Origin of the sequence: Nocardioides taihuensis (assembly GCF_042657275.1) — a bacterium.
GTDB classification, from domain to species: Bacteria; Actinomycetota; Actinomycetes; order Propionibacteriales; family Nocardioidaceae; genus Nocardioides; species Nocardioides taihuensis.
Genome location: NZ_JBHSKD010000004.1, coordinates 277672 through 300070 on the forward strand (window position 1 = coordinate 277672; position 22399 = coordinate 300070).

The 22399-nt window shown below is 74.9% G+C and carries 20 protein-coding genes; 14 read left to right on the plus strand and 6 right to left on the minus strand.

Annotation, left to right across the window (positions count from 1 at the left end):
- Positions 1 to 19: 19 nt before the first annotated feature.
- Positions 20 to 1864, plus strand: a complete 1845-nt coding sequence (glmS, locus tag ACFPGP_RS04575) for a glutamine--fructose-6-phosphate transaminase (isomerizing) (RefSeq protein WP_378587476.1) — start codon at positions 20 to 22, stop codon at positions 1862 to 1864.
- Positions 1865 to 1880: 16 nt separating this feature from the next.
- A complete protein-coding gene (locus ACFPGP_RS04580; RefSeq protein ID WP_378587478.1) occupies positions 1881 to 2234 on the plus strand; it encodes a holo-ACP synthase in 354 nt (117 codons plus the stop codon).
- Positions 2235 to 2250: 16 nt separating this feature from the next.
- On the opposite strand, the gene ACFPGP_RS04585 is transcribed toward ACFPGP_RS04580, so the two are convergent.
- Positions 2251 to 3216 carry a hypothetical protein gene (locus tag ACFPGP_RS04585; protein ID WP_378587480.1) on the minus strand — a complete coding sequence of 322 codons (966 nt, stop codon included), beginning with the start codon at positions 3214 to 3216 and terminating at the stop codon, positions 2251 to 2253.
- A 135-nt stretch (positions 3217 to 3351) separates the two neighbouring features.
- Here ACFPGP_RS04585 and ACFPGP_RS04590 point away from each other — a divergent pair, with 135 nt between their 5' ends.
- The 7 genes from ACFPGP_RS04590 (at position 3352) to rimI (ending at position 10237) form a co-directional block, all read left to right on the plus strand.
- Positions 3352 to 4758, plus strand: a complete 1407-nt coding sequence (locus ACFPGP_RS04590; RefSeq protein WP_378587483.1) for an NAD(P)H-hydrate dehydratase — start codon at positions 3352 to 3354, stop codon at positions 4756 to 4758.
- Between the two features lie 43 nt (positions 4759 to 4801).
- A complete protein-coding gene (alr, locus tag ACFPGP_RS04595; RefSeq protein WP_378587485.1) occupies positions 4802 to 5965 on the plus strand; it encodes an alanine racemase in 1164 nt (387 codons plus the stop codon).
- On the plus strand, positions 5962 to 7086 hold the full coding sequence (locus ACFPGP_RS04600) for an alpha/beta fold hydrolase (RefSeq protein WP_378587488.1): 1125 nt from the start codon (positions 5962 to 5964) through the stop codon (positions 7084 to 7086). The genes alr and ACFPGP_RS04600 overlap by 4 nt, the downstream gene beginning before the upstream one ends.
- The gene (gene tsaE / locus ACFPGP_RS04605) at positions 7083 to 8483 is read left to right on the plus strand and encodes a tRNA (adenosine(37)-N6)-threonylcarbamoyltransferase complex ATPase subunit type 1 TsaE (protein WP_378587491.1); all 1401 of its coding nucleotides are present in this window, start codon (positions 7083 to 7085) and stop codon (positions 8481 to 8483) included. Before ACFPGP_RS04600 ends, tsaE begins: the two co-directional genes overlap by 4 nt.
- Positions 8480 to 9043: an isochorismatase family protein gene (locus tag ACFPGP_RS04610; protein ID WP_378587493.1), complete on the plus strand. Its 564-nt coding sequence runs from the start codon at positions 8480 to 8482 to the stop codon at positions 9041 to 9043. The genes tsaE and ACFPGP_RS04610 overlap by 4 nt, the downstream gene beginning before the upstream one ends.
- 100 nt (positions 9044 to 9143) lie before the next feature.
- Positions 9144 to 9782 (plus strand): tRNA (adenosine(37)-N6)-threonylcarbamoyltransferase complex dimerization subunit type 1 TsaB, encoded by a 639-nt coding sequence (gene tsaB, locus ACFPGP_RS04615; protein WP_378587496.1) that lies wholly within the window; start codon positions 9144 to 9146, stop codon positions 9780 to 9782.
- Complete coding sequence (gene rimI, locus ACFPGP_RS04620) at positions 9779 to 10237, plus strand: ribosomal protein S18-alanine N-acetyltransferase (protein ID WP_378587499.1); 459 nt, start codon at positions 9779 to 9781, stop codon at positions 10235 to 10237. Before tsaB ends, rimI begins: the two co-directional genes overlap by 4 nt.
- Here rimI and ACFPGP_RS04625 read toward each other — a convergent pair.
- Positions 10234 to 10971: a GNAT family N-acetyltransferase gene (locus ACFPGP_RS04625; RefSeq protein WP_378587501.1), complete on the minus strand. Its 738-nt coding sequence runs from the start codon at positions 10969 to 10971 to the stop codon at positions 10234 to 10236. The genes rimI and ACFPGP_RS04625 overlap by 4 nt on opposite strands.
- A gap of 28 nt (positions 10972 to 10999) precedes the next feature.
- On the minus strand, positions 11000 to 12610 hold the full coding sequence (locus ACFPGP_RS04630) for an HAD family acid phosphatase (RefSeq protein WP_378587504.1): 1611 nt from the start codon (positions 12608 to 12610) through the stop codon (positions 11000 to 11002).
- A gap of 104 nt (positions 12611 to 12714) precedes the next feature.
- Between ACFPGP_RS04630 and tsaD the strand changes: the two genes are divergently transcribed.
- Positions 12715 to 13761, plus strand: coding sequence for a tRNA (adenosine(37)-N6)-threonylcarbamoyltransferase complex transferase subunit TsaD (tsaD, locus tag ACFPGP_RS04635; RefSeq protein ID WP_378587507.1), 1047 nt, complete (start codon positions 12715 to 12717; stop codon positions 13759 to 13761).
- A gap of 3 nt (positions 13762 to 13764) precedes the next feature.
- On the opposite strand, the gene ACFPGP_RS04640 is transcribed toward tsaD, so the two are convergent.
- Positions 13765 to 14967, minus strand: a complete 1203-nt coding sequence (locus tag ACFPGP_RS04640; RefSeq protein ID WP_378587509.1) for a hypothetical protein — start codon at positions 14965 to 14967, stop codon at positions 13765 to 13767.
- Positions 14964 to 15533 carry a SigE family RNA polymerase sigma factor gene (locus tag ACFPGP_RS04645; protein WP_378587512.1) on the minus strand — a complete coding sequence of 190 codons (570 nt, stop codon included), beginning with the start codon at positions 15531 to 15533 and terminating at the stop codon, positions 14964 to 14966. The genes ACFPGP_RS04640 and ACFPGP_RS04645 overlap by 4 nt, the downstream gene beginning before the upstream one ends.
- Before the next feature lie 215 nt (positions 15534 to 15748).
- Here ACFPGP_RS04645 and ACFPGP_RS04650 point away from each other — a divergent pair, with 215 nt between their 5' ends.
- The 3 genes from ACFPGP_RS04650 (at position 15749) to ACFPGP_RS04660 (ending at position 18680) form a co-directional block, all read left to right on the plus strand.
- On the plus strand, positions 15749 to 16864 hold the full coding sequence (locus ACFPGP_RS04650) for an S-(hydroxymethyl)mycothiol dehydrogenase (protein WP_378587515.1): 1116 nt from the start codon (positions 15749 to 15751) through the stop codon (positions 16862 to 16864).
- Complete coding sequence (locus ACFPGP_RS04655) at positions 16864 to 17493, plus strand: MBL fold metallo-hydrolase (RefSeq protein WP_378587518.1); 630 nt, start codon at positions 16864 to 16866, stop codon at positions 17491 to 17493. Before ACFPGP_RS04650 ends, ACFPGP_RS04655 begins: the two co-directional genes overlap by 1 nt.
- A gap of 158 nt (positions 17494 to 17651) precedes the next feature.
- Positions 17652 to 18680 carry a cobalamin B12-binding domain-containing protein gene (locus ACFPGP_RS04660; protein ID WP_378587520.1) on the plus strand — a complete coding sequence of 343 codons (1029 nt, stop codon included), beginning with the start codon at positions 17652 to 17654 and terminating at the stop codon, positions 18678 to 18680.
- 28 nt (positions 18681 to 18708) lie between these two features.
- On the opposite strand, the gene ACFPGP_RS04665 is transcribed toward ACFPGP_RS04660, so the two are convergent.
- Positions 18709 to 19890: a class I SAM-dependent methyltransferase gene (locus tag ACFPGP_RS04665; RefSeq protein WP_378587523.1), complete on the minus strand. Its 1182-nt coding sequence runs from the start codon at positions 19888 to 19890 to the stop codon at positions 18709 to 18711.
- A 107-nt stretch (positions 19891 to 19997) separates the two neighbouring features.
- Here ACFPGP_RS04665 and ACFPGP_RS04670 point away from each other — a divergent pair, with 107 nt between their 5' ends.
- On the plus strand, positions 19998 to 22298 hold the full coding sequence (locus ACFPGP_RS04670) for an ATP-binding protein (RefSeq protein WP_378587525.1): 2301 nt from the start codon (positions 19998 to 20000) through the stop codon (positions 22296 to 22298).
- Positions 22299 to 22399 lie beyond the last annotated feature (101 nt).

Genomic DNA, 22399 nt, shown 5'->3' on the forward strand with positions numbered 1-22399 from the left:
CTGCATAGACTCATCGGCCATGTGCGGGATCGTGGGATACGTCGGCCCCAGGCAGGCCCAGTCCGTGGTGGTCGAGGGGCTGCGGCGTCTCGAGTACCGCGGCTACGACTCCGCAGGGATCGCACTCGTCGACGGCGGTCGGGTGGCCACGGCCAAGAAGGCCGGCAAGCTGGCGAACCTCGAGAAGGAGCTGGCCGACCACCCGCTCCCCGAGTCGACCACGGGCATCGGGCACACCCGCTGGGCCACGCACGGTCCGCCGACCAACGCCAACGCGCACCCCCACCTGGGCGCGACCCGCCGGGTGGCGCTGGTGCACAACGGGATCATCGAGAACTTCACCGCGCTGCGCACCGAGCTGGAGGACTCCGGCCACGAGCTGCTGTCCGACACCGACACCGAGGTCGCCGCCCGGCTGCTCGAGCTCGAGCTGCTGGCCGGCGGCGACCTGACCACCGCGATGCAGGCGACGTGCCGGCGGCTGGAGGGGGCGTTCACGCTCGTGGCCGTCGACGGGCTCGACCCGTCGCGGGTGGTCGCGGCGCGACGCAACAGCCCGCTCGTGGTGGGGATCGGCGACGGAGAGAACTTCCTCGGCTCGGACGTCGCGGCGTTCATCGAGCACACCCGCGAGGCGCTCGAGCTCGGGCAGGACCAGGTCGTCACGATCACCCGCAAGGGCGTCGCCGTCACCGACTTCGACGGCACGCCGGTCGAGGGACGCCGCTACCACGTCGACTGGGACCTCTCGGCCGCAGAGAAGGACGGCCACGACTGGTTCATGCGCAAGGAGATCCACGAGCAACCGCGGGCGGTAGCCGACTCCCTGCTCGGGCGGCGCGCGCCCAACGGCGAGCTGCAGCTCGACGAGGTCCGCCTCTCCGACGAGGACCTCCGCGACATCGACAAGGTGATCATCGTCGCCTGCGGCACCTCGTTCTACGCCGGGATGGTCGCGAAGTACGCGATCGAGCACTGGTGCCGGATCCCCGTGGAGGTCGAGCTCGCCTCGGAGTTCCGGTACCGCGACCCCATCCTGACGCCGTACACGCTCGTCGTGGCGATCTCCCAGTCGGGGGAGACCGCCGACACGCTGCAGGCGATCCGGCACGCGCGGGCACAGCGCTCGTGGGTGCTGGCGATCTGCAACACCAACGGGTCGACGATCCCGCGCGAGTCCGACGCGGTGCTCTACACGCACGCCGGCCCGGAGATCGGGGTGGCGTCGACCAAGGGCTTCCTGACCCAGCTCGTCGCCTGCTACCTGCTCGCGCTCTACCTCGCCCAGGTGAAGGGGACGCGGTACGGCGAGGAGATCGCCGACGTGCTCGACCAGCTCGAGGCGATCCCCGGTCACCTCGAGCGGGTGCTCGAGCAGCGCGAGCACGTCTACGAGCTCGCGCGGCGCCACGTCGGCGCGCGGTCGGTGCTCTTCCTCGGCCGGCACGCGGGCTACCCCGTCGCGCTCGAGGGGGCGCTCAAGCTCAAGGAGCTCGCCTACCTACACGCCGAGGGCTTCGCGGCGGGCGAGCTCAAGCACGGCCCGATCGCGCTGGTCGAGGACGGCATGCCGGTGCTGTGCGTCGTACCTCCGCGTGGGCGCGACCAGCTGCACGACAAGATGATCAGCGGCATCCAGGAGGTGCGGGCCCGCGGCGCCCACACGATCTGCCTGGCCGAGGAGGGCGACGAGTCGATCACGGCGTACGCCGACGAGCTGGTGCGCCTGCCCCGGGTGCCGGTGCTGCTCCAGCCGCTGGTCGCGGTGGTGCCGCTGCAGCTGTTCGCGTGCGAGCTGGCCACGGTGATGGGCCACGACGTCGACCAGCCGCGCAACCTGGCCAAGTCGGTCACGGTCGAGTAGGGCGGGGGCGGCGGGCGTGGCGATCGTGGGACTCGGTATCGACGTGGTCGACCTCGAGCGCTTCTTGGCGTCGCTGGTGCGCACGCCGGGGCTGCGCGAGCGGCTCTTCACGCCCGCGGAGGCCGCGCTGCAGCCGGCCTCGCTCGCCGCGCGCTTCGCCGCCAAGGAAGCCGTCGCCAAGGCCCTCGGCGCCCCCGGCGGCCTGGCCTGGCACGACGCCGAGGTGGTCACCGAGGACTCCGGCCAGCCCCGCCTGCTCCTGCGCGGCACCGTCGAGGCCCGGGCCCGCGAGCTCGGCGCCACCTCGGTCCACCTCTCGCTCTCCCACGACGCCGGCATCGCGTCTGCCGTCGTCGTCCTCGAGGCGTGACGTCCTGCGGGGCGGGTCAGGTTCCGGGAAGTCGGGTCGTGTGCCTGTCGCCACCCCCTGGGGTGTTCTCAGGCACACGACCCGGAACTCCGAGGGCGATCAGGTCGAGCGCGACCTCCGCCGGCTCCAGGCGCAGCTCGGCACCCGCGCACCTCACGACGGTGCGGTGAGGTGTCGTCAGGCGTCGGGCGCGGCGAAGGTCGGCCTGCCACTGCGTCGCGTCGAGGTGCAGCCCGCCGTCGATCTCCAGGACGACGACCGCACCGTCGGGCAGGTCCCACTCGCAGTCGGTCCAGCGGGGTCTTCCGGTGCGGTCGAGCCGGCGCACCTGGCGGCGCGGCAAGGGCATCCCGTGCTGGCGACACATCCGCCGCACGTCGAGCTCGAACGCTGAGTGCGCCCCTGCCGCGATGTCGGAGAGCGTGCGCTTGAACGGCCTTGCCCGACGCAGCGGGCGAAGCTGGTCGACCCACTCGACCAGCCGCTCCGGAGTGGTCAGCCGCTGCTGGACCGAGGCGGCCAGCACCCCGTGGGCCGCCCGTGGGGCGGCGTCGTACGCCGCCCACAGCAGCAACGCCGGCTCCACCTTGCTCCGGGGGATGCCGGGCTTCGGGCTCCGCATGAGGTCGAAGGGTCGCCGCGACCGGAAGAAGTGGACGCCCGGGACGTCCTCGAAGGCGAGCTCGTCGTCCACCAGGACCGTGACGTCTTCGCGCTCCCAGCCGGTGAGCCCGTGCTGCTCGGCGGCGGTCAGGCCTCCCAGCATGCTGCGCGGGCCTGCGTGCAGGACCGCCATCCACAAGGTCTGGTCGCGTGAGAGGGGACCGGTCGTCGTCGAGAGGACCCGGGGCGTCCTGACCGCCCAGCGCCGCGCCCTGACCTGGTGGTCCACCTGGTTCCACGGGACCTTGTGCGACACGAGCTGGCGGCGCGCGACCATGCCCGACTGCTCGTGCACGAGATCCTCGAACGACTCCTCCATGTGGCGACTCTGCGCCGATCGCGAGGCTCGTGCGGGTCGCTCTCCACAGCCTGACGGGTCGTGTGCCCCACGCCACCCCCTGGGGTGGTCTCAGGCACACGACCCGCATACCGCCGGCCCCGCTAGCGTGGAGGCATGAGGCACGCGCACACCGTCGAGCAGGTGCGGGCGGCCGAGGCCGCGCTGATGGCGACGCTGCCCGACGGCGTGCTGATGCAGCGGGCGGCGGCGGGGCTGGCGTACGCCGTGGTCGACCTGCTGGGGGGTGCCTACGGCCGGCGCATCGTGCTGCTCGTGGGGCCCGGTGACAACGGCGGCGACGCGTTGTACGCCGGGGTGCTGCTGGCCCGGCGCGGCGCGCAGGTCGAGGCGTGGCTGGTCGCCGAGCAGGCGCACGGCGTCGGCACGCAGGCGCTGCGCGCGGCCGGTGGGCGCGTCCTCCGGCTCGCCGACGGCGTGCCGGACACGCAGGGGCGGCACCGGCCCGACGTCGTCGTCGACGGGATCGTCGGCATCGGTGGTCGTCCCGGACTGCGCTCGCCGGCACCCGACGCACTGGCCGCGCTCGACGGCGTGCCCCTCGTCGCGGTCGACACGCCCAGCGGGGTCGACGTCGACACCGGAGAGCTCGACGGGCCGCACGTGCGGGCCGACGTCACCGTCACCTTCGGCACCCACAAGGTCGCCCACCTCGTCGACCCGGCGGCCGCGGCCGCCGGTGCCGTCCACCTCGTCGACATCGGGCTCGCCCTCCCACCCGCCGCGGTCACCGCGCTCCAGCAGGAGGACGTCGCCGCCCTGGTGCCGCGACCCGAGCCGGCTGCGCACAAGTACACCCGCGGCGTCGTCGGCGTCCGCGCCGGATCCAGCCGCTACCCGGGCGCCGCCCTGCTGTGCGTGGCCGGCGCCGACACCGGGCTGGTCGGCATGGTCCGCTACGTCGGCGAGGACGACGTCGCGGCCCGCGTGCGCCAGACCCACCCCGAGGTCGTCGGGGAGGGCAGGGTCCAGGCCTGGGCCGTCGGCTCCGGCGGGGGTGAGCGTGCCGGCGAGGCCCTGGACGACGCGCTCGCGGACGGTGTGCCTGTCGTCGTCGACGCCGACGCCCTCGCCCACGTCGACGGTCCGCTGCCCGTGCCCGCCGTGCTCACGCCGCACGCCGGTGAGCTCGCCGCGATGACCGGTGCCGACCGCGCCGACATCGAGGCCCGCCCGCTCCACCACGCCCGCGCCGCGGCCGAGCAGTACGACGCCACCGTGCTGCTCAAGGGCCGCCACACGCTGGTGGCGCGCCGCGACGGCGAGGTCCGGGTCACCACGAGCGGCACCCCCTGGCTGGCGACCGCCGGCGCCGGGGACGTGCTCACCGGCCTGGTCGGCGCGCTGCTGGCCGCCGGCCTCGACCCCTGGGACGCCGCGTCGGCCGGCTCCTGGCTGCACGGAGCGGCCGCCACCCTCGCCGCCCGCGGCGGTCCGCTCGTGGCAGGCGAGGTCGCCCGCGCCCTACCCGTGCTGCTCCGCGCCGTCGTCGACGAGCGCTGACCCCGGCCCGGCCGCGCCCCCGCCAGTGGAACAATCGACGCCCATGAGCCCCGTGCGTGCCGAGATCGTGGTCGACCTCGCCGCGATCCGGCACAACGTCCGGCGGCTCCGCGCGCTCGTGGCCCCGGCCGCGGTGATGACCGTGGTCAAGGCCGACGGCTACGGCCACGGGGCGGTCGAGAGCGCCCGCGCCGCGCGTGAGGGTGGCGCCGAGTGGCTCGGCGTGGCGACGATCGACGAGGCACTCGAGCTCAGGGCGGCCGGCGACACCGGTCGTGTGCTCGCCTGGCTCGGCGTCCCGGGCGAGGACTACGCCGCCGCGGTCGCCGCCGACGTCGACGTCACCGCCTACACCCTCGCCGAGCTCGGCGAGATCCGCGACGGTGTGGCCGCCGCCGGTCGCCCCGCCCGGCTGCAGCTCAAGGTCGACACCGGCCTCTCCCGCGGCGGGTCGACGGTCGCCGACTGGCCGACGCTCGTCACCGAGGCCCACGCGGGCGAGGCGCGCGGCGACTGGCAGGTCACCGGCGTGTGGTCGCACTTCGCGTGCAGCGACGAGCCCGCGCACCCGGCCAACGACGCGCAGGAGGCCGCCTTCCTCGACGCCCTCGCCGCCGCCGAGGCCGCGGGGCTGCGCCCGGAGGTCCGTCACCTCGCCAACTCCGCGGCCGCGATCCTGCGCCCCGGGGCCCGGTTCGACGTCGTGCGGTGCGGGCTCGCGTCGTACGGCCTCGACCCCGCCCCCGGCGAGACGCCGCCCGACCTCGGCCTGCGCCCGGCGATGACCGTCCGCGCCCGGCTCGCCCTCGACAAGGCCGTCGACGCGGGCGCCGGCGTCTCCTACGGGCACACCTGGCACGCCGAGCGCCCGACCACGCTGGGCCTGGTGCCGGTCGGGTACGGCGACGGCGTGCCCCGCCACGCCGGCAACACCGCCGAGGTGCTGGTGGCCGGTCGCCGCCGGCCGGTGCGGGGCCGGATCTGCATGGACCAGCTCGTCGTCGACCTCGACGGCGACCGACCCGGCGCCGGCGCGCAGGCCGTGCTCTTCGGCCCGGGTGTCCACGGCGAGCCGACGGCGCAGGACTGGGCCGAGGCGTGCGGCACGATCAGCTACGAGATCGTGACCCGCATCGGCGGCCGCATGCAGCGCCACCATGTCGACACCGACACCCCGACCGACACCCCGAGCGAGGAGGCACCGTGAGCGTCCGCGGTCGCGCCGGACGTGCCGTCGCCGGTGCCCTCGGCATCGCCGTCGTCGGCGCCGCCGCCGAGGTCGCCCGCCGCCGCCGGGTCATCTCCCGGCGCGGCGCGGGCGAGGACGTCGCCTTCGGCTCGCTGCGGTCCGACCCGATCACGGTCGTCGCGGACGACGGCGTCCCCCTGCACGTCGAGATCGACGAGCTCGAGGGCGACCGCGCCGCCGCCGAGGAGGCTGCCCGGGCTGCCCGCAAGCGGCGCCCGCCCCGGGCGGAGGCCGTCCCCGACCCCTCGGCGCTGACCGTGGTCTTCGCCCACGGCTACGCCCTCAACCTCGACTGCTGGCACTTCCAGCGTGCCGCCTACCGCGGCCTGGTCCGCACCGTCCTCTACGACCAGCGATCCCACGGCCGCTCGGGCCGCTCGGGCGACGGCCACGCGACCATCGACCAGCTCGCGCACGACCTCAAGCAGGTCCTCGACACGACCTGTCCCGACGGGCCGGTGGTGCTCGTGGGTCACTCGATGGGCGGCATGACCATCATCGCCCTCGCCGAGCACTACCCCGAGCTGTTCGGCTCGCGGGTCGCCGGCGTCGCGCTGATCTCGACCACCGCCGGCGGCCTCGACCCGCACCGCATCCTGGTGCCGGTGCTGCCCTCGACGGTCGGTGGCCAGCTGGCCCAGCGGCTCGTCGCGACGCTGGCCCGTGGGCACCGCACCGTCGACGGCCTGCGCAAGGCGGGCAAGTCCGTCGCGTCGGTCGTCACCGACCTGTTCGCCTTCGGCGACGAGGTGCCGGCCAGCTACGTCGAGTTCGTCGACGCCATGCTCTCCGCCACGCCGTTCGAGGTGGTGGCGGAGTTCTTCCCGCAGTTCGCGACGCTCGACAAGTACGCCACCGTGCACGCGCTCGGCGCCGTCCCGACCACGATCATCTGCGGCACCCGCGACCGGATCACCTCGGTGGGCCACAGCCGCAAGCTGCACAGCGTGATCCCGGGGTCGACGCTGCTCGAGTGCGAGGGCGCCGGCCACCTGGTGGTCCTCGAGCGCCACGACCAGGTCAACGCCGCCCTCGACCAGCTCCTGGCCGCCGCGGCCGACCGGGTGGGACCCCGGTGACCGTCACCGTCCGCGAGGTCGGGCCCGCGGACGCCGAAGTCGTCCTCGACGTCGTCCGGACGGCGTTCGCCGCCCGGCCGCCGGTCGACCCGCCGGCCGCCGCGCTCACCGAGACCGTCGCCTCCATGGCCGAGCGGCTCTCGGTGCGGGGCGGCCTGCTCGCGCTGCTGCACGACGAGCCGGTGGGGGCGCTGGTGCTCGACCCGGTCGGCACCACGATGTACCTGCGCCGCTTCGGCGTCGTCCCCGCCGCCCGCGGCCACGGCGTCGCCGCGCTGCTCATCGACGCCGCGGTCGCCGCTTCGCAGGGGTACGACGACCTCACCGTCGTCGCCCGCGAGGAGCTGCCCGACACCATCGCCTTCTGGGAGCGCCAGGGGTTCCGCGAGATCCTGCGCGACTCACCGAACGTGGAGCTGCGCCGCCCGCTCACCACCCACCTCTTCAACGTCCCCGACGCCGAGGCGATGCGCGAGCTCGGCCGCGAGCTCGCCGGCCAGCTGCGCGCCGGGGACCTGCTCGTGCTCAGCGGTGAGCTGGGCGCCGGCAAGACGACGTTCACCCAGGGCCTCGGCGCCGGCCTCGGGGTGCGCGGCGACGTCACCTCGCCGACGTTCGTGATCGCGCGGGTGCATCCCTCGCTGGTCGGCGGGCCGCCGCTGGTGCACGCCGACGCCTACCGCCTCGGCGGCATCGACGAGCTCGACGACCTCGACCTCGACGCCGACCTCGACGACGCGGTCACGGTCGTGGAGTGGGGCGAGGGGATCGCGGAGGGGCTCGCGGAGTCGCGGCTCGAGGTGCGGATCATCCGCGCGCTCGCCCACCAGGACGAGCACGCCGACCTCGACCCGCGCCGGGTGCTGATGACGCCGGTCGGCCCGCGCTGGCACGAGCTCGAGCTGCCGCCCACCCGCCGGGCGCCGCTCGCCGAGAAGCACACGGAGGACCTGCTGCTCGACTTCCGCCCCGGCGCCGGCACCGAGCCCGCCGACCTCGACCCCACGATCCCGCTCCCGCTGGCGCTCATGGTCGCCGTCCACGACGGCCGGGTGCTGCTGGTGCACGACACGTGGAAGGACGAGTGGGAGCTGCCCGGGGGGAGGATCGAGGAGGGTGAGCCGCCCCGCGAGGCGGCCTGCCGCGAGCTGCGCGAGGAGACCGGCTGCACGCCCGGCCCCGACGTCTCGTTCGTCGGCGTGGGCACCGTCCAGCTCGGCCACGAGCGCCGGATCGAGTACGTCGCCGTCTACCGCACCGCGCTGTCGGCGATCCCGCCCTTCGAGGTGAACGACGAGGTCGACGCCCTCGCCTGGTGGGACCCCACCCACGACGACCACCCCGGCCTGTCGCCCATCGACGCCCACCTGGCGCGGATCGCCGTGGGGGAGGCGTGAGCCTCCCGGCGGCCGAGGCGCTGGTCGTCGTCGACGTGCAGCAGGGCTGGCTGGAGGGTCAGCACGCGGTCGAGGGTGCCGACGCGCTGCTCGACGCCCTGCGCGCGACCCTGGCGGCAGCCCGGGCCGCCGGCGCGCTCGTCGTGCACGTCGAGGACATCGGCGACTCCGACTCGGCGGTGCCGCCCGGAAGCCCCGGCCGGCAGCTGGTGCTCGAGGTGCTGCCGGGGGAGCCAGTGGTCCGCAAGACCGAGGGTGACGGCTTCGCGGGCTCGGAGCTCGGCGACCTGCTGCGCGAGTCCCTCGTGCGCACGGTCGTCATCGGCGGGCAGCAGTCGGAGATGTGCGTGGCAGCGACCGCCCGGGGTGCGCTGCTCCGCGAGCTCACCGTCGTGCTGCCCCGCGACTGCCACGCCACCCGCGCCGTCCCCGCCGACGGCGACGCCCCCGCCGTACCCGCGGAGCACGTCCGCCGCGTGGCCGAGTGGTCGCTCGGCGACGGCGTCCTGACCCCGGCTCGGGGCGCCGACGTGCCGTTCCGCCCGGCCGTCAGCCGGTAGTCCCCGACGAGTTGGCCCCCTTACTGGCCGGTAGGGGGGCCAACTCGTCGGGGACTACCTCCCCGGCCCGCTCCGACCGACGGCCCGTTAGCCTCGGGGCGTGCTGCTCGCCCTGGACACCGCGACCCCGTTCGTCACCGTGGCGCTCCACGACGGGGACGACGTGGTGGCCGAGCGCGCCTCGGAGCAGCGGATGCAGCACGGGGAGCAGCTCGCACCGCTGGTCGAGCAGGTGATGACCGACGCCGGGATCGTGCGGCAGGACCTCACCGCGATCGCCGTGGGGGTCGGGCCGGGGCCGTTCACCGGGCTGCGGGTGGGCCTGGTGACCGCCCGCACGCTGGCCTACGTCCTCGAGATCCCGGTGTACGGCGCGTGCTCGCTCGACGTCCTCGCCGTCGAGGCGGTGGGCACCGGGGCGGTCTCGACCGACTTCGTGGTGGCGACCGACGCGCGGCGCAAGGAGGTCTACCTCGCGTCCTACGACGAGGGCGGGCGCCGGCTCGACGGGCCCACCGTCGCCAGGCCCGCCGATGTGGCCACCGACGCGCCCGTCGTGGGGGAGGGGTCGCGGCTCTACCCCGAGTCGTTCCCGCGCGCCGTCGGCCCCGAGCGGCCGAGCGCGGGCTGGCTGGCCCGCGCGGTCGCCGAGGAGCTGGTCGAGCTGCGCGACCCCGAGCCGCTCTACCTCCGCCGGCCCGACGCCGTGCGGCCGGGTCCCCGCAAGCCCGTCTCGTGAGCACCGTCCGGCCGGCGACGCCCGCCGACGCCGAGGCCGTCGTCGGTCTCGAGCGCGACAACCTCGGCGACGACGCGTGGTCGGAGGCGCTGGTGCGCGACGGCCTTGCCGGTGACATCCCGACCGTCCACTACCTCGTCGCCGAGGTCGAGGGCCGGGTCGTGGGGCACGCGGTGGCGAGCGTGGTCCCCGACGTCGCGGAGCTCCAGCGCATCGCGGTCGACGAGGCCCACCGGCGGGCCGGCCTGGCCTCCGACCTCCTCGCCGCCGTCGAGCGCCTCGCCCGCGACGGCGGCGCCGACCGGCTGCTGCTCGAGGTCCGCGAGGGCAACGCCGGCGCGATCTCGTTCTACGCCGAGCGCGGGTTCGTCGCGATCGACCGGCGCCCGCGCTACTACCGCGACGGCAGTGCGGCGGTCGTCATGCGCCGCGGCCTGGGGCCCGCCTGCGGCTAGGCAGGGGACCCGGGTGAGCCCGACGCGAACCTGTGCACCACCGCGTAGCCCAGGCTCCGGTAGAGCCCGATCGCGACCTCGTTCTCGGCGTACACGCCGAGGGTGGCGACCCCGCTCCCGCCGGTCAGCGCCCGCTGGGTGAGTGCCGCCGAGACCACCCGTCCCAGCCCGCGACCGCGCGCCGACGACAGCACGCTGACCGCGCGCAGGTGGCCGGTCCGGTCGGGCATCCGGACCAGCGCGCCGACCGCCACGAGCCGCCCGCCGTCGCGCACCCCGAGCCAGCACTCGATGCCCGGCGAGCCCGGCCGCGCGTGCGCGGTGGGCTGCGCGTCGTCGAGGACCGCGTCGATCTCCGCCGCCTCGTGCACCTCGACCACGCCGAGACCCGGGTCGGACGAGGCGGGCAGCTCCCGCGCCAGCATCCAGTGCCACCGGTCGACCGTGGCCGGGCGCCAGGCCTCCGGCAGTGACGCCAGCGCGGGCTCCTCCACGCTGACCCGCCACGGCGCGGCCACGAGCGGGGCCACCTGCACGGCCAGCTCCGCCACGTCCTCGGGCGGCCCGATCGCGGTCACCACGCAGCCGTCGGCGCCCGGCTGGTGCGGCTGCTGCTCGAGCACCACCGCACCGCCCAGCCGCCAGGCCCCCAGCACCCGCCGCGGATCCACCTGGTGGCGGAGGAACGGCGCGTCGTACGCCGTCACCGCCACCGGGTCGACCGCGAGCGTCATGACACGGAGCGTGTCACGGCCAGGCGGGTCACGGCAGGTAGTACGTCGGGTTCGGCAGCTTGACGGCCCGGTCGGCGTGGCCGCCGATCAGGTCGCTGAACTGGTCGCCGTAGTTGGCGACGATGTGGAACCCGAGGTCGTCCTCGATGTGAGCGCGCGTCTGCGACTTGTACTCGATCGTCGTGCACCTCACCGCGGCGCAGGTGATGTACGCGGGCTGCTGGCTGCTGCCCGTGCCGGTCCACTTGGTGAAGTAGTACTTGTCCTTGAAGGCGCCCGGGTACCACTTCTGCAGGTTGTCGAGCGTCGCCTCGCGCTGGTTGTCGTTGCGCCCGGTGAGCCCGAAGATCGTGCAGCCGCCCTTCTTCGCGGCCGTCACGACGCGGTCCATGTGCGGGGTCGCCGGGAACCGCTCGTCCTGCACCCACACGTCCTGGAGGGCCGGGTCGAAGACGAAGTGCATCGCCGCGTCCTCCATGTCGTAGGTCCACAGCGTGGTGTCGTCGGCGTCGAAGACCACCGCCGGCCGCTTGGACGACGAGGTGCTGCAGTCGTGCCGCACGTCGGCCGCCCAGGCCTTCGTGTCGGCGTCCAGCTCGTCGATGTAGGGCGAGCTCTGCTTGTCGGCGATCCCGCTCGGGGCGCGGTAGTAGGTGCGGATCGTCGACTTCACCGAGTCGATGTTGGGGATCCCCTCGCCGCCCTCGGTCAGGCCGCTGGAGCCGTCGGGCGCCATCGTGAAGTGGGTGCGCGGCGAGAACTCGGCGTCGGCGGGGGTCCCGTCGAGGTCGGCGCTCGGCAGGAAGTAGGTCGGGTTGGGCAGCTTCAGGGTGTGGTCGGCGTACCCGCCCTGCAGGTCGGACCACTGGTCGCCGACGTTGAGCACGATGTCGACGTCGTCGGCCTGCTCGATGTGGGCGCGGGTCCACGCCTTGTACTCCACCGTGCTGCACGACGGGTTGCCGTCGCCGTCGCAGTGCACGTAGGAAGGCGCGTTGGAGTCGGCGCCGTCCCACTTGGTGTAGAAGTTGTCGCCGTCGAACGCCGTGTAGCCGACGTCCTCGAGGTTGCCGACGGTCGCGGCCTCCTGGGCGGCGCGGCGGCCCGTGATGCCGTAGATCGCGAAGCCCATGTCCTGCGCCTGCTCCACGAAGTCGACCATGCCGGGCGTGGCCGGGAACTTCTTCTCCTGCACCCAGGTGTTCTGGAGCACCGGGTCGAAGACGAAGTGCATCGCCGCGTCCTCCATGTCGTAGGTCCAGAGCGTGGTGTCGTCGGCGTCGAAGACGATCGCAGGCGTCTCGCCGGCGACGACCGCCTCGTCGTACGCCTCGGAGAGCCAGCCCCACTGGGCGTCCTCGATCGCGTGCATCTCGGTGATGTACGGCGAGCTCTGCTTGTCGGCGATGCCGTTGGTGGCGTGGTAGTAGGTGCGGATCGTGGACTTGACCGAGTCGATGTTGGGGATGCCCTCCCCGCCCTCGGTCAGGCCGCTGGAGCCGTCGGGTGCCATCGTGAAGTGGGTGCGCGGCGCGAGCACGTCGGCCGGCGCGGCCCCGGCGGTGGCCGGGGCGAGGACGAGCGCGGCGGCGGCGCTGGCCGCCACGACGCCGGACCGGGTGTGACCCGAGAACCTCATGCGTGTCTCCAAGGGGGTTGGACTAGACAGGTCGTTGTCGGGGTCAACCTAACCCCCGGCGGCCCCCACGTGAATGCCTCGCCCCGGGTCGGCATGATGGCGTCATGGACGACGGCCCCCTGGTGCTCGGCATCGAGACCTCCTGCGACGAGACCGGCGTCGGGATCGTCCGCGGTACGACGCTGCTCGCGGACGCCGTCGCCAGCAGCGTCGACGAGCACGCGCGCTTCGGCGGGGTCGTGCCCGAGGTCGCCAGCCGGGCCCACCTCGAGGCGATGGTGCCGACCATCGAGCGCGCGTGCGGGACCGCCGGCATCGCGCCGTACGACGTCGACGCGGTCGCCGTGACCAGCGGCCCGGGCCTGGCCGGCGCGCTGCTGGTCGGGGTCGCGGCGGCCAAGGCGCTGGCGATCGGGCTGGGCAAGCCGCTCTACGGCGTGAACCACCTCGCCGCGCACGTGGCCGTCGACCAGCTCGAGCACGGACCGCTCCCGGAGCCCGTGCTGGCCCTGCTGGTCAGCGGCGGCCACTCCAGCCTGCTGCGGGTCGAGGACGTCACCACCGGAGTCGACCCCCTGGGCGCGACCATCGACGACGCGGCCGGCGAGGCCTTCGACAAGGTGGCGCGGCTGCTGGGCCTGCCGTTCCCCGGCGGCCCGCACATCGACAGGGCCGCCCGCGAGGGCGACCGGGTGGCGATCGACCTGCCACGCGGGCTGACCAGTCGGCGCGACCTCGAGCGGCACCGGTTCGACTTCTCCTTCTCCGGGCTCAAGACCGCCGTCGCCCGCTGGGTCGAGGCCCGCGAGCGCTCCGGGGAGCCGGTGCCGGTCGGCGACGTCGCGGCGTCGTTCCAGGAGGCGGTCTGCGACGTGCTCGTGCGCAAGGCGCTCGACGCCGCCGCCGACCAGGGGATCGAGGACCTCCTCATCGGCGGCGGCGTCGCGGCCAACTCGCGGCTCCGCGCGATGGCCGAGGAGCGGGGGAGCAAGGTCGGCGTCCGGGTGCGGGTGCCGCGACCGGGGCTGTGCACCGACAACGGCGCCATGGTCGCCGCCCTCGGGGCCGAGATGGTGGCCCGGGGGCGGACGCCGTCGGCGCTCGACCTGCCGGCCGACTCGTCGCTCCCGGTCACCTCCGTGCTGGTCTGAGCCTCACCGGAGCCGGTCGGCGCCCAGGTAGTAGGGCGTGTCCACCTGGGTGGGCGCGGTGGCGACGGCCTGCTCGATGCTCCCGTCGACGCCCATCCGGATGATCGCGTTGTCGACCCCGTCCCGCGCCAGTGCGAGGACGGTGTCGTCCGTCTCCCACGCCACCTGCGCGAGGACGAGCTGTCCGCCACGCTCCTGAGTGAAGGAGGCGACCAGGCTCCCGTCGCGGGCATCCAGGATGCTCAGGGACGTCGGCCCTTCGCCGGACAGGTAGGCGTCGGAGGCCAGGACGTACGTGCCGTCGGGGCTGAACGCGCTCAGGGAGTAGTCGCAGGTGTCCCAGACCGTTGCCGACAGGCTGGCGGCGGTGTCGACCACGCCGAAGCACCCGCTGCCGTCGTCGTTCGCCTTCGTCTGGACCGCGACGAGGCCGGTGCCGGGGTTCGCGGAGATCGCCTTCACGAAGCCTCCGCCGAAGTCCTCGGTGGTCCCGTCGGGCAGCGCGAGCCCCATCTCCTGGCGGCCCCGGTCGTCGGTGCTCTGGTACACCACGGTGTCCTTCCCGGCGAAGTCCACGGGCTGGACGACCGGGAGCTCGGGGAAGTCCCACGCCTGGCCGCCCTCGACGTCGGTGGTGGAGCGGACCAGCAGGGTCTGCGCCCCGGCCTCGGGCGCCACGAAGGCCACCGCCGAGCGGTCGGGGTTGCTGACGAGCCGCTGCGTGATCCTCGTCGACGTCTGCCGCTGGAAGTCGCCGTCGAGGTAGACGAGGTCGTCGGTGCTGATGCTCAGGGCCAGCCACGTCCCGTCGGCCGGCACCTCGATCAGCGCCTGGTAGGGCTCGTCGAGCGGCACCTGGCCCTGCGTGGGGATCACCACGCCCTGGTCGTCGAAGTACTCGATCAGCGGCGAGCCGCCGGTCGCGAGACCGTCGAGGGTGAGCACGGTCTGCGTTGGGCCGTTGTCGGGGTTGGCCGGCGACACCCGGTCAGCACTCGTCGTGCCCGGGGCGACCAGCAGGGCCGTCGGCACGGCGACCGCCAGCACGGCGGCCACCGCGACCCCGCCGGCGATCCGGCGGTTGCGCCGGATCCGGCCCGCGCGGCCCTTCACGTCGCCGAGCCCGATCGGGGCGTCGGTCATGCCGTCCACCTGCTGGTGGAGCTGCTGCCCGAGCAGGCGCTCGAGCTCGTCCGCGCTGTTCATCGCACGTCCTCCTCGCGGTTGCGGGGGTCCAGGGTCTGGGGGGCTCGCTCACGCAGGGTGGCGAGCGCGCGGCTGCACTGGGACTTCACGGTCCCGACGGAGATGCCGAGCACCGCCGCGGTCTCGGCCTCGCTGAGCTCCTCGTAGTAGCGCAGCACGACGACGGCGCGCGCCTTGCGCGGGAGGGTCTGCACGACGTCCCAGAGCGCAGCGCCCCGGCCGTCGTCGTAGCTGTCCTCGTGCCGCCCCACCTCGGGCACGACCTCGGTGGCGTGCTCGCGCCGCTTCCAGCCGCGGCGCCACAGCGAGTTGTTCTCGTTCACCAGGATCCGGCGGACGTAGCCGTCCACCGAGTCGCGGCTCTGCACCTTGTCCCACGAGAGGTACAGCTTGGCCAGCGCGGTCTGCACGAGGTCCTCGGCGGTGTGCCGGTCTCCCGAGAGCAGGTACGCCGTGCGCAGCAGCGAGGGCTGTCGCGCCTGCATGTACGCCGCGAACTCGGCGTCGCGGCGTTCCTCACGGGTCTGTCCGGCCATGGTCACCCCCGCTCCGGTGAGTGCGTGCATCGGATCCTCCTCCAGCTCGTCCGCGACCAAGACGCAGACGCGCGGGGGAAGGTTGCAATCGCCGACCGACGGGTCGTGTGCCTGTGACCACCCCCGGGGGTGCTCTCGGGCACACGACCCGTCTGGCGGGGTGCGCGTCGCCCCTCCCGCGGCAGCCACGACGTCACTAGGGTGGCCGCGACCCCCGAGCCAGCCCCCAGCAGCAGGAGTGCCCCATGCCCCAGCAGGTCCGTGCCGTCGTCGCCCGAAGCAAGGGCGCGCCCGTCGAGGTCGTCACGATCAACGTGCCCGATCCCGGCCCGGGCGAGGCGCTCGTGCAGGTGCAGGCCTGCGGTGTGTGCCACACCGACCTGCACTACCGCGAGGGCGGCATCAACGACGACTTCCCGTTCCTGCTCGGCCACGAGGCGGCCGGCGTGGTCGAGGCCGTGGGTCCTGAGGTGACCGGCGTGCAGCCGGGTGACTTCGTCGTGCTCAACTGGCGCGCGGTGTGCGGCCAGTGCCGGGCGTGCAAGCGCGGCGACCTGCAGTACTGCTTCGCCACCCACAACGCGACCCAGAAGATGACGCTCGCCGACGGGCCGGATGCCGGTACCGAGCTGTCCCCGGCCCTTGGCATCGGCGCCTTCGCCGAGAAGACCCTCGTCGCCGCCGGGCAGTGCACCAAGGTCGACCCGAGCGCCCGCGCGGCGGCGGCCGGCCTGCTCGGCTGCGGCGTGATGGCCGGCCTCGGCGCCGCGATCAACACCGGCGCGCTGACCCGCGGCAAGTCCGCCGCCGTCATCGGGTGCGGCGGTGTCGGCGTCGCCGCGGTCGCCGGCGCCGCGCTGGCCGGTGCGTCGCCGATCATCGCGGTCGACATCGACGCCAAGAAGCTCGAGGCCGCGCGGAAGATGGGGGCCACGCACACCGTGGACTCGTCGCAGGAGGACCCCGTCGCCCGGATCAAGGAGATCGCGGCGGAGTACTACGACGGCGCCGACGGCGCGGACGTCGTGATCGAGGCGGTCGGCCGGCCCGAGACCTGGCAGCAGGCGTTCTACGCCCGCGACCTGGCCGGCACGCTGGTCCTGGTCGGCGTCCCCACGCCCGACATGAAGGTGCCCGACCTGCCGCTCATCGACTTCTTCGGCCGCGGCGGCGCGCTGAAGTCGAGCTGGTACGGCGACTGCCTGCCCTCGCGCGACTTCCCGATGCTGGTCGACCTCTACCAGCAGGGGCGGCTCGACCTCGACGCCTTCGTCTCCGAGGAGATCGGCATCGACGACGTCGAGGCGGCGTTCGACAAGATGCACCACGGCGACGTCCTCCGCTCCGTCGTGGTCTTCTGATGGCGGCCCGCATCGACCACGCCGTCGTCAGCGGCACCTTCAGCCTCGACGGCGAGACCTACGACGTCGACAACAACATCTGGGTCGTCGGGGACGACGACGAGTGCGTGGTGATCGACGCGCCCCACGACGTGGACGCGATCCTCGAGGTCGTCGGCGACCGCACGGTGCGCGCGATCCTCTGCACCCACGCGCACGACGACCACGTGCGGGTCGCCCCGGCGCTGCGCGAGAGCGTCAACGGCGGCTCGGGCGCGCCGATCCTGCTGCACCCCGACGACCGCCCGCTGTGGGAGCTCACCCACCCCGACCACCTCTGGGACGTCGACCTCTCCGACGGCCAGGACCTCGCGGTGGCCGGGACGACGCTCACCGTGCTGCACACGCCCGGCCACGCCCCGGGCGCCGTGTGCTTCCACGCCCCCGACCTGGGCTGCGTCTTCACCGGGGACACGCTCTTCCAGGGCGGCCCCGGTGCGACGGGGCGGTCGTTCAGCGACGCCGACCTGATCGTGGAGTCGATCCGCTCGCGCCTGCTCGGCCTGCCGGGCGAGACGGTCGTGCACACCGGGCACGGGGACGACACCACGATCGCCGCCGAGCGAGCGGCGCTCGACGGCGCCGGCTGACCCGTCGCCGGGCCGGTCGCCGGGCCGGTCGCCGGGCCGGTCGCCGGGCCGGGGGTGGACAGCCGGTCTGGTGTCGCCGGGGACCGGCTGGTTCACTGGGCGCCAGCCCCGATCGGTGAAACCGCCGCCGCACGAGGGAACCGACCGTGGGGGATCACGTGCACGCAGCCTGGGACGAGTACTGGCGAGCGCTCTGTGCTGCCGACCGGCACGCCGCCCTCGAGGTGGTCAAGCGGCTCACCGCGGAGGGCGTCACGTCGCGCCAGGTCATCGACGAGCTCGTCGTGCCGGCTCAGGCCCGGATCGGCGAGCTGTGGCTCGACGACCGGTGGAGCGTCTCCCAGGAGCACGCCGCGACCGCGATCAACGAGGGCCTCGTGCACTGGCTCGGGTCGTTCGCGCCGGCGCCGCAGCCGGGCCAGCCGCTGGTCGTCGTCTCCTGCCTCGAGGGGGAGCGGCACGCCCTGCCGGCCCTCGTGATCGCCGAGGGGCTGGCGGCCTCGGGCTACCGCGTCACCTACGTCGGCGGCGACCCCGAGCCGGGCGACCTGCTGCGCCAGGTGCTGCTGCTCAAGCCCCGGGCGGTCCTGTTCAGCGCCTCGCTGACGTCGTCGCTGGGCAGCCAGAAGCCGCTGCTCGGCAGCATCGGGGCGATCGGGATCCCCGTCGTCGTCGGCGGCCAGGCCTTCGGCGGGGACGGTCGACGTGCCCGCGCGCTGGGCGCCGCGGCGTACGCCGAGTCGGTCGAGGACGTCGTCCGGCTGCTGCGCGAGCTGCCCGAGCGGATGCCCGTGTCGACGCCGCCGCCGGCCACCGAGGCCGACGTCGAGGCCGCCTGGATCGTGGAGTACCGCCACGAGATCGCGCCGTACGTCGGGCGGGCGGTCGCCCAGCGGCACCTCGGCGACGGCGAGCGGCCCGGTTGGTGGCGTGAGTTCGAGGACCACCTCGACCACGTGCTCGGCTGCCTCGCCTCCGCGCTGGTGACCGGCGACGAGACGATCATGATCGAGGTCCGCGACTGGATGGAGCAGGTGCTGACCCGGCGCGGTGCCGACCCGTCGGTGGTCGCCGAGACGTGGCAGGAGCTCGCCGTGCCGCTGCGCGGGCACCCGCTGGCCCGCCTCTACCTCGCCGGCTCCGCGGCCCCGGCCGTGGGCGACGGCATGGCCGAGGTGTCGGTCTGAGACCGGGCGACCCGGGATCGCGACCGGCTCAGAAGGGCTCGACGAGCAGCGCGATGCCGTGCCCGGCAGCCCGGGTCATCACGAGCGTCGCGCTGCGGTCTCCGCGCAGGCCGAGCCGGGCCCGCAGCTGCTCGGGCACCACGGAGACGCCGCGCTTCTTGATGGTCAGCGTGCCGATGTTGCGGTCGCGCAGGGCGGCCCGCAGCGCCTTCTCGCGGTAGGGCAGCTGCTCCACGACCCGGTAGGCCTTGGCGAAGGGCGTGCGGAACGAGTCGTCGCTGCTGACCCACGCGATGTGCTCGTCGACCAGCCAGCCGTGCACGCCGGCGGCGACCGCGGTGACCAGCCCGGCCCGGATCACCGCACCGTCCGGCTCGTAGAGGTAGCGACCGAGCGCGCGCACCTCGCCGCCCGGGTCGTCCTCGCTGGTGAGGGTGGCCAGCCCGGTGCTGCCGAGCACGGTCGCCCGGTGGCGGGTGGTGGCGAGGCGGCCGGACCACAGCGCGGCCTCCTTGACCTCGCCGTGGACGCTCACCCACTCGGCCTCGACGCCCGTGGGCACGAGGTCGTGGGGGATGCCGGGTGCGGTCTTGACGCAGGCGTCGCGGCGCAGCAGGTCCTCGACCCACGACCACGGGGGCGTCCAGTCCTCGACCGAGAACGTGCGGCCGCGCGCGGTGCGGCGGGCGGGGTCGGCGAACGCCGCGTCGAACGGCGTCACGTCGACCTGCGTCGCGTCCGCGGCCTGCACCGCGCCGGCGAGGCCGAGGGCGGCGAGGTTGGCGCGGGCGACCTCCACCCGCAGGAGGTCGACGTCGACGCCCGCGCAGGTGATCCCGGCCTCCGCGAGCGCCATCAGGTCGCCGCCGATGCCGCAGCCGAGGTCGATCACCGTGGACGCGCTGGCGGCCGCGAACCGTGCCGCCCGGTGGGCGGCCACGGGCCGTCGGGTCGCCTGCTCGAGGCCGTCGGGGGTGAACCACAGCCGGGGCGCGAGGTCACCGAACTTCGGCTCCGCACGCCGGCGCAGCTCGACCTGGGTCAGTGCGGCGGCCACCCGCGCGGCCCGCTCGTCATCGGTGCCGGGCGTCGTACGACGCAGCTCGGTCTGCGCGGCGAGCTCGGGCTCGGAGGCCGCCAGGGCGGAGGCCCGCTCGAGGAGCTCGCCACCCTCGTCGGTGAGCAGCCAGCGGAACGCCTCGAGGTCCATCCGGCGATCCTCGCAGAGCCCGTCGTGAGGCCTCCCGCGGGGCGCTCGCTCGTCGTACACTCGCGGCCGGGTCGGGGTCGCAGGTCGGGGGCGGAAGGGGCACACGTGTGAGCGCACGCGGCGAGCTCGCCGAGCGGTTGCGCGCGCTGCGCGAGCGGGCCGGCCTGTCGCAGGAGGAGCTCGCGTCCCGGGCCGGTCTCAGCAGCCACGCGGTGAGCGCGCTCGAGCGCGGCACGCGGACCCGCCCCTACCCCCACACCGTCCGCGCGCTCGCCGACGCGCTGGGCGCGAGCGAGGACGAGCGCGCCGCCCTCGTGGCGGCCGTCCCCGCTCGGCGGGCGCCGAGCCGCACCGACGCCGTGCCCGGCGCGCGGCGCGGGCTGCTGCCGGTGCCGCCCACCCCGCTCGTCGGGCGCGACGACGAGCTCGCCCGCGCGACCGAGCTGCTGCGCGAGCACCGCCTGGTGACGCTGACCGGCACCGGGGGCGTGGGCAAGACCCGCCTCGCCCTGGCGGTCGCGGCGGCCGTCGCCGACGCCTGGGCCGACGGTGCGCGCTTCGTCGCCCTCGCACCGGTCGCCGACGCGGCCGGGGTGATGACGGCGCTGGCCGACGCCGTCGACGCCGAGCCGGGCCCCGACGCGTACGCCGCGGTCCTCGCGCGCGTGCAGGAGAGCCGGCAGCTGCTGGTGCTCGACAACCTCGAGCACGTCCTCGACGCCGCCCCGGCGCTGGCGTCGCTCGTCGAGGCGGCGCCGGGGCTGACACTGCTCGCGACGAGCCGGGCGCCGCTGCGGGTGCGCGGCGAGGTCGAGCTCGCGGTCGAGCCCCTGCCCGGCCCGCCCGCCGTCGAGCTGCTGCGCTCGCGCGCCGAGGCCGTCAGCCCGGGCTGGGGCCGGGGCGAGCACGACGACGCGGCGGTCGAGGCGATCTGCGACCGGCTGGCCGGGATCCCGCTCGCCCTCGAGCTCGCGGCCGCTCGCGCCCGGTTGCTCGACCCGCCCAGCCTGCTCGCCCGTCTCGACGCCCTGCCCGAGGGGCCGCGCGACCTGCCTGCCCGCCAGCGCACGATGCGCGCGACGCTCGACTGGAGCTACGGCCTGCTGGGAGCCGACGAGCAGGCGATGCTGCGCCACCTGGCCGCCTTCGTCGGGGGCTTCCGGCTCGACGACCTCGAGGGCACCGCCGGCCGGGCCGGGCTCGGCGACAGCGGTGACGTGCTGCTCGGGCTCGAGGCGCTTGCCGAGCAGTCGCTCGTGGTGAGCGAGGGCGGGGCCGACGGCACCCGCCACCGGCTGCTCGACCCCGTGGCGCAGTACGCCCGGGCGCGCGCCGAGGAGGCCGGTGACTGGGAGGCCGCCGTGCGCGCCCACGCGGCGCACTACCTCGCCGTCGCCGAGGAGGCCGCGCCCCGCTACTGCGGCGGCGAGCAGGTCGACGCCCTCGGCCGCGTCGACGCCGAGCACCCCAACCTGACCGCGGCCGTCGAGCGGTCGCTGGCGCTGGGGGAGTCGGGTGATGCGGGGCGGCTCTGCTGGTCGCTGTGGATGTACTGGTGGCTGCGCGGCCACCACGCGCTCGGCGCCCGGCTCAGCGAGGCCGTGCTCGCGCACGGGGTCCCGCCCGAGGGCAGGGCGCACACCTCGCTGGCGGCCGCCACCATGCGCTTCGCCATGGACGACGTACCGGCCGCGCTGGGCTGGTGGGAGCAGGCGGTCGAGCACGCCGTCGACCCGACCGCCCTCGCCAACGGCATCGCCGGCACCGGCCTGGCCGCGCTCGCGACCGGCGACCTGGTCTCGGCCCGCGCCCGGTTCGCCGAGGCCCGGGTGCCGGCCGAGGAGGCCGGCGACGAGGGCGAGTGGACCTGGGCGCTGTCGCTGGTGTGGAGCGGCACGGTCGACCTGCTGGAGGGCGACTTCGACGCCGCGGTCGCCCACATCGAGCGGGGCCTGGCGTCCGCACGCCGCCGGGGTGACCGGCTCACGTCGTACATCGCCCTCTACAACCTCTCCCAGGTCGAGATGGCACGCGGACGGCGGGGCGAGGCCCGCCGGCACCTCGAGGAGGGCATGCGGCTCTCGCTCGAGACCGGTGACCACTCCAACCTCGCCTACCTGCTCGACGCGACCGCCGTGCTCGAGGCCGCGGAGGGCACGCTCGGCCGGGTGCCGCTGCTGCTGGGTGCGGCACAGGCGATCCGCGAGGCGGTGGGGTCGCGGGGCTACGGCTACTACCGGCCCGACCCGGCTGCCGGCGCGGCCGCCGCCGCCGAGGCCCGCCGCCACCTCGGTGCCGACCGCTACGACGACGCGCTCGACACGGGGCGCGGGCTGGCGCCCGAGGAGGCCGCCGGGCTGGTGCTGGGGCGGGTGCCGTCCGCGGGCCCGGCCACGCCCGGACGCTGACCCGTACACCTCCCGCACACTCGCGGCTGTCGGTGGTGGTCCGCACCGGCCGCCGCCGAGGGTGGGGTCACCTGCGGCGAACCCTCGCCGCCCCGGCCCCG

Bases quoted from the DNA above. Each gene is read 5' to 3' on its own strand.
- ACFPGP_RS04645 (WP_378587512.1), bottom strand. From the start codon at position 15,533: ATGCACGCACTCACCGGAGCGGGGGTGACCATGGCCGGACAGACCCGT.
- alr (WP_378587485.1), top strand. From the start codon at position 4,802: ATGAGCCCCGTGCGTGCCGAGATCGTGGTCGACCTCGCCGCGATCCGG.
- ACFPGP_RS04640 (WP_378587509.1), bottom strand. From the start codon at position 14,967: ATGAACAGCGCGGACGAGCTCGAGCGCCTGCTCGGGCAGCAGCTCCAC.
- tsaD (WP_378587507.1), top strand. From the start codon at position 12,715: ATGGACGACGGCCCCCTGGTGCTCGGCATCGAGACCTCCTGCGACGAG.
- glmS (WP_378587476.1), top strand. From the start codon at position 20: ATGTGCGGGATCGTGGGATACGTCGGCCCCAGGCAGGCCCAGTCCGTG.
- ACFPGP_RS04625 (WP_378587501.1), bottom strand. From the start codon at position 10,971: ATGACGCTCGCGGTCGACCCGGTGGCGGTGACGGCGTACGACGCGCCG.
- ACFPGP_RS04650 (WP_378587515.1), top strand. From the start codon at position 15,749: ATGCCCCAGCAGGTCCGTGCCGTCGTCGCCCGAAGCAAGGGCGCGCCC.
- ACFPGP_RS04590 (WP_378587483.1), top strand. From the start codon at position 3,352: ATGAGGCACGCGCACACCGTCGAGCAGGTGCGGGCGGCCGAGGCCGCG.
- ACFPGP_RS04630 (WP_378587504.1), bottom strand. From the start codon at position 12,610: ATGAGGTTCTCGGGTCACACCCGGTCCGGCGTCGTGGCGGCCAGCGCC.
- ACFPGP_RS04665 (WP_378587523.1), bottom strand. From the start codon at position 19,890: ATGGACCTCGAGGCGTTCCGCTGGCTGCTCACCGACGAGGGTGGCGAG.
- ACFPGP_RS04585 (WP_378587480.1), bottom strand. From the start codon at position 3,216: ATGGAGGAGTCGTTCGAGGATCTCGTGCACGAGCAGTCGGGCATGGTC.
- ACFPGP_RS04655 (WP_378587518.1), top strand. From the start codon at position 16,864: ATGGCGGCCCGCATCGACCACGCCGTCGTCAGCGGCACCTTCAGCCTC.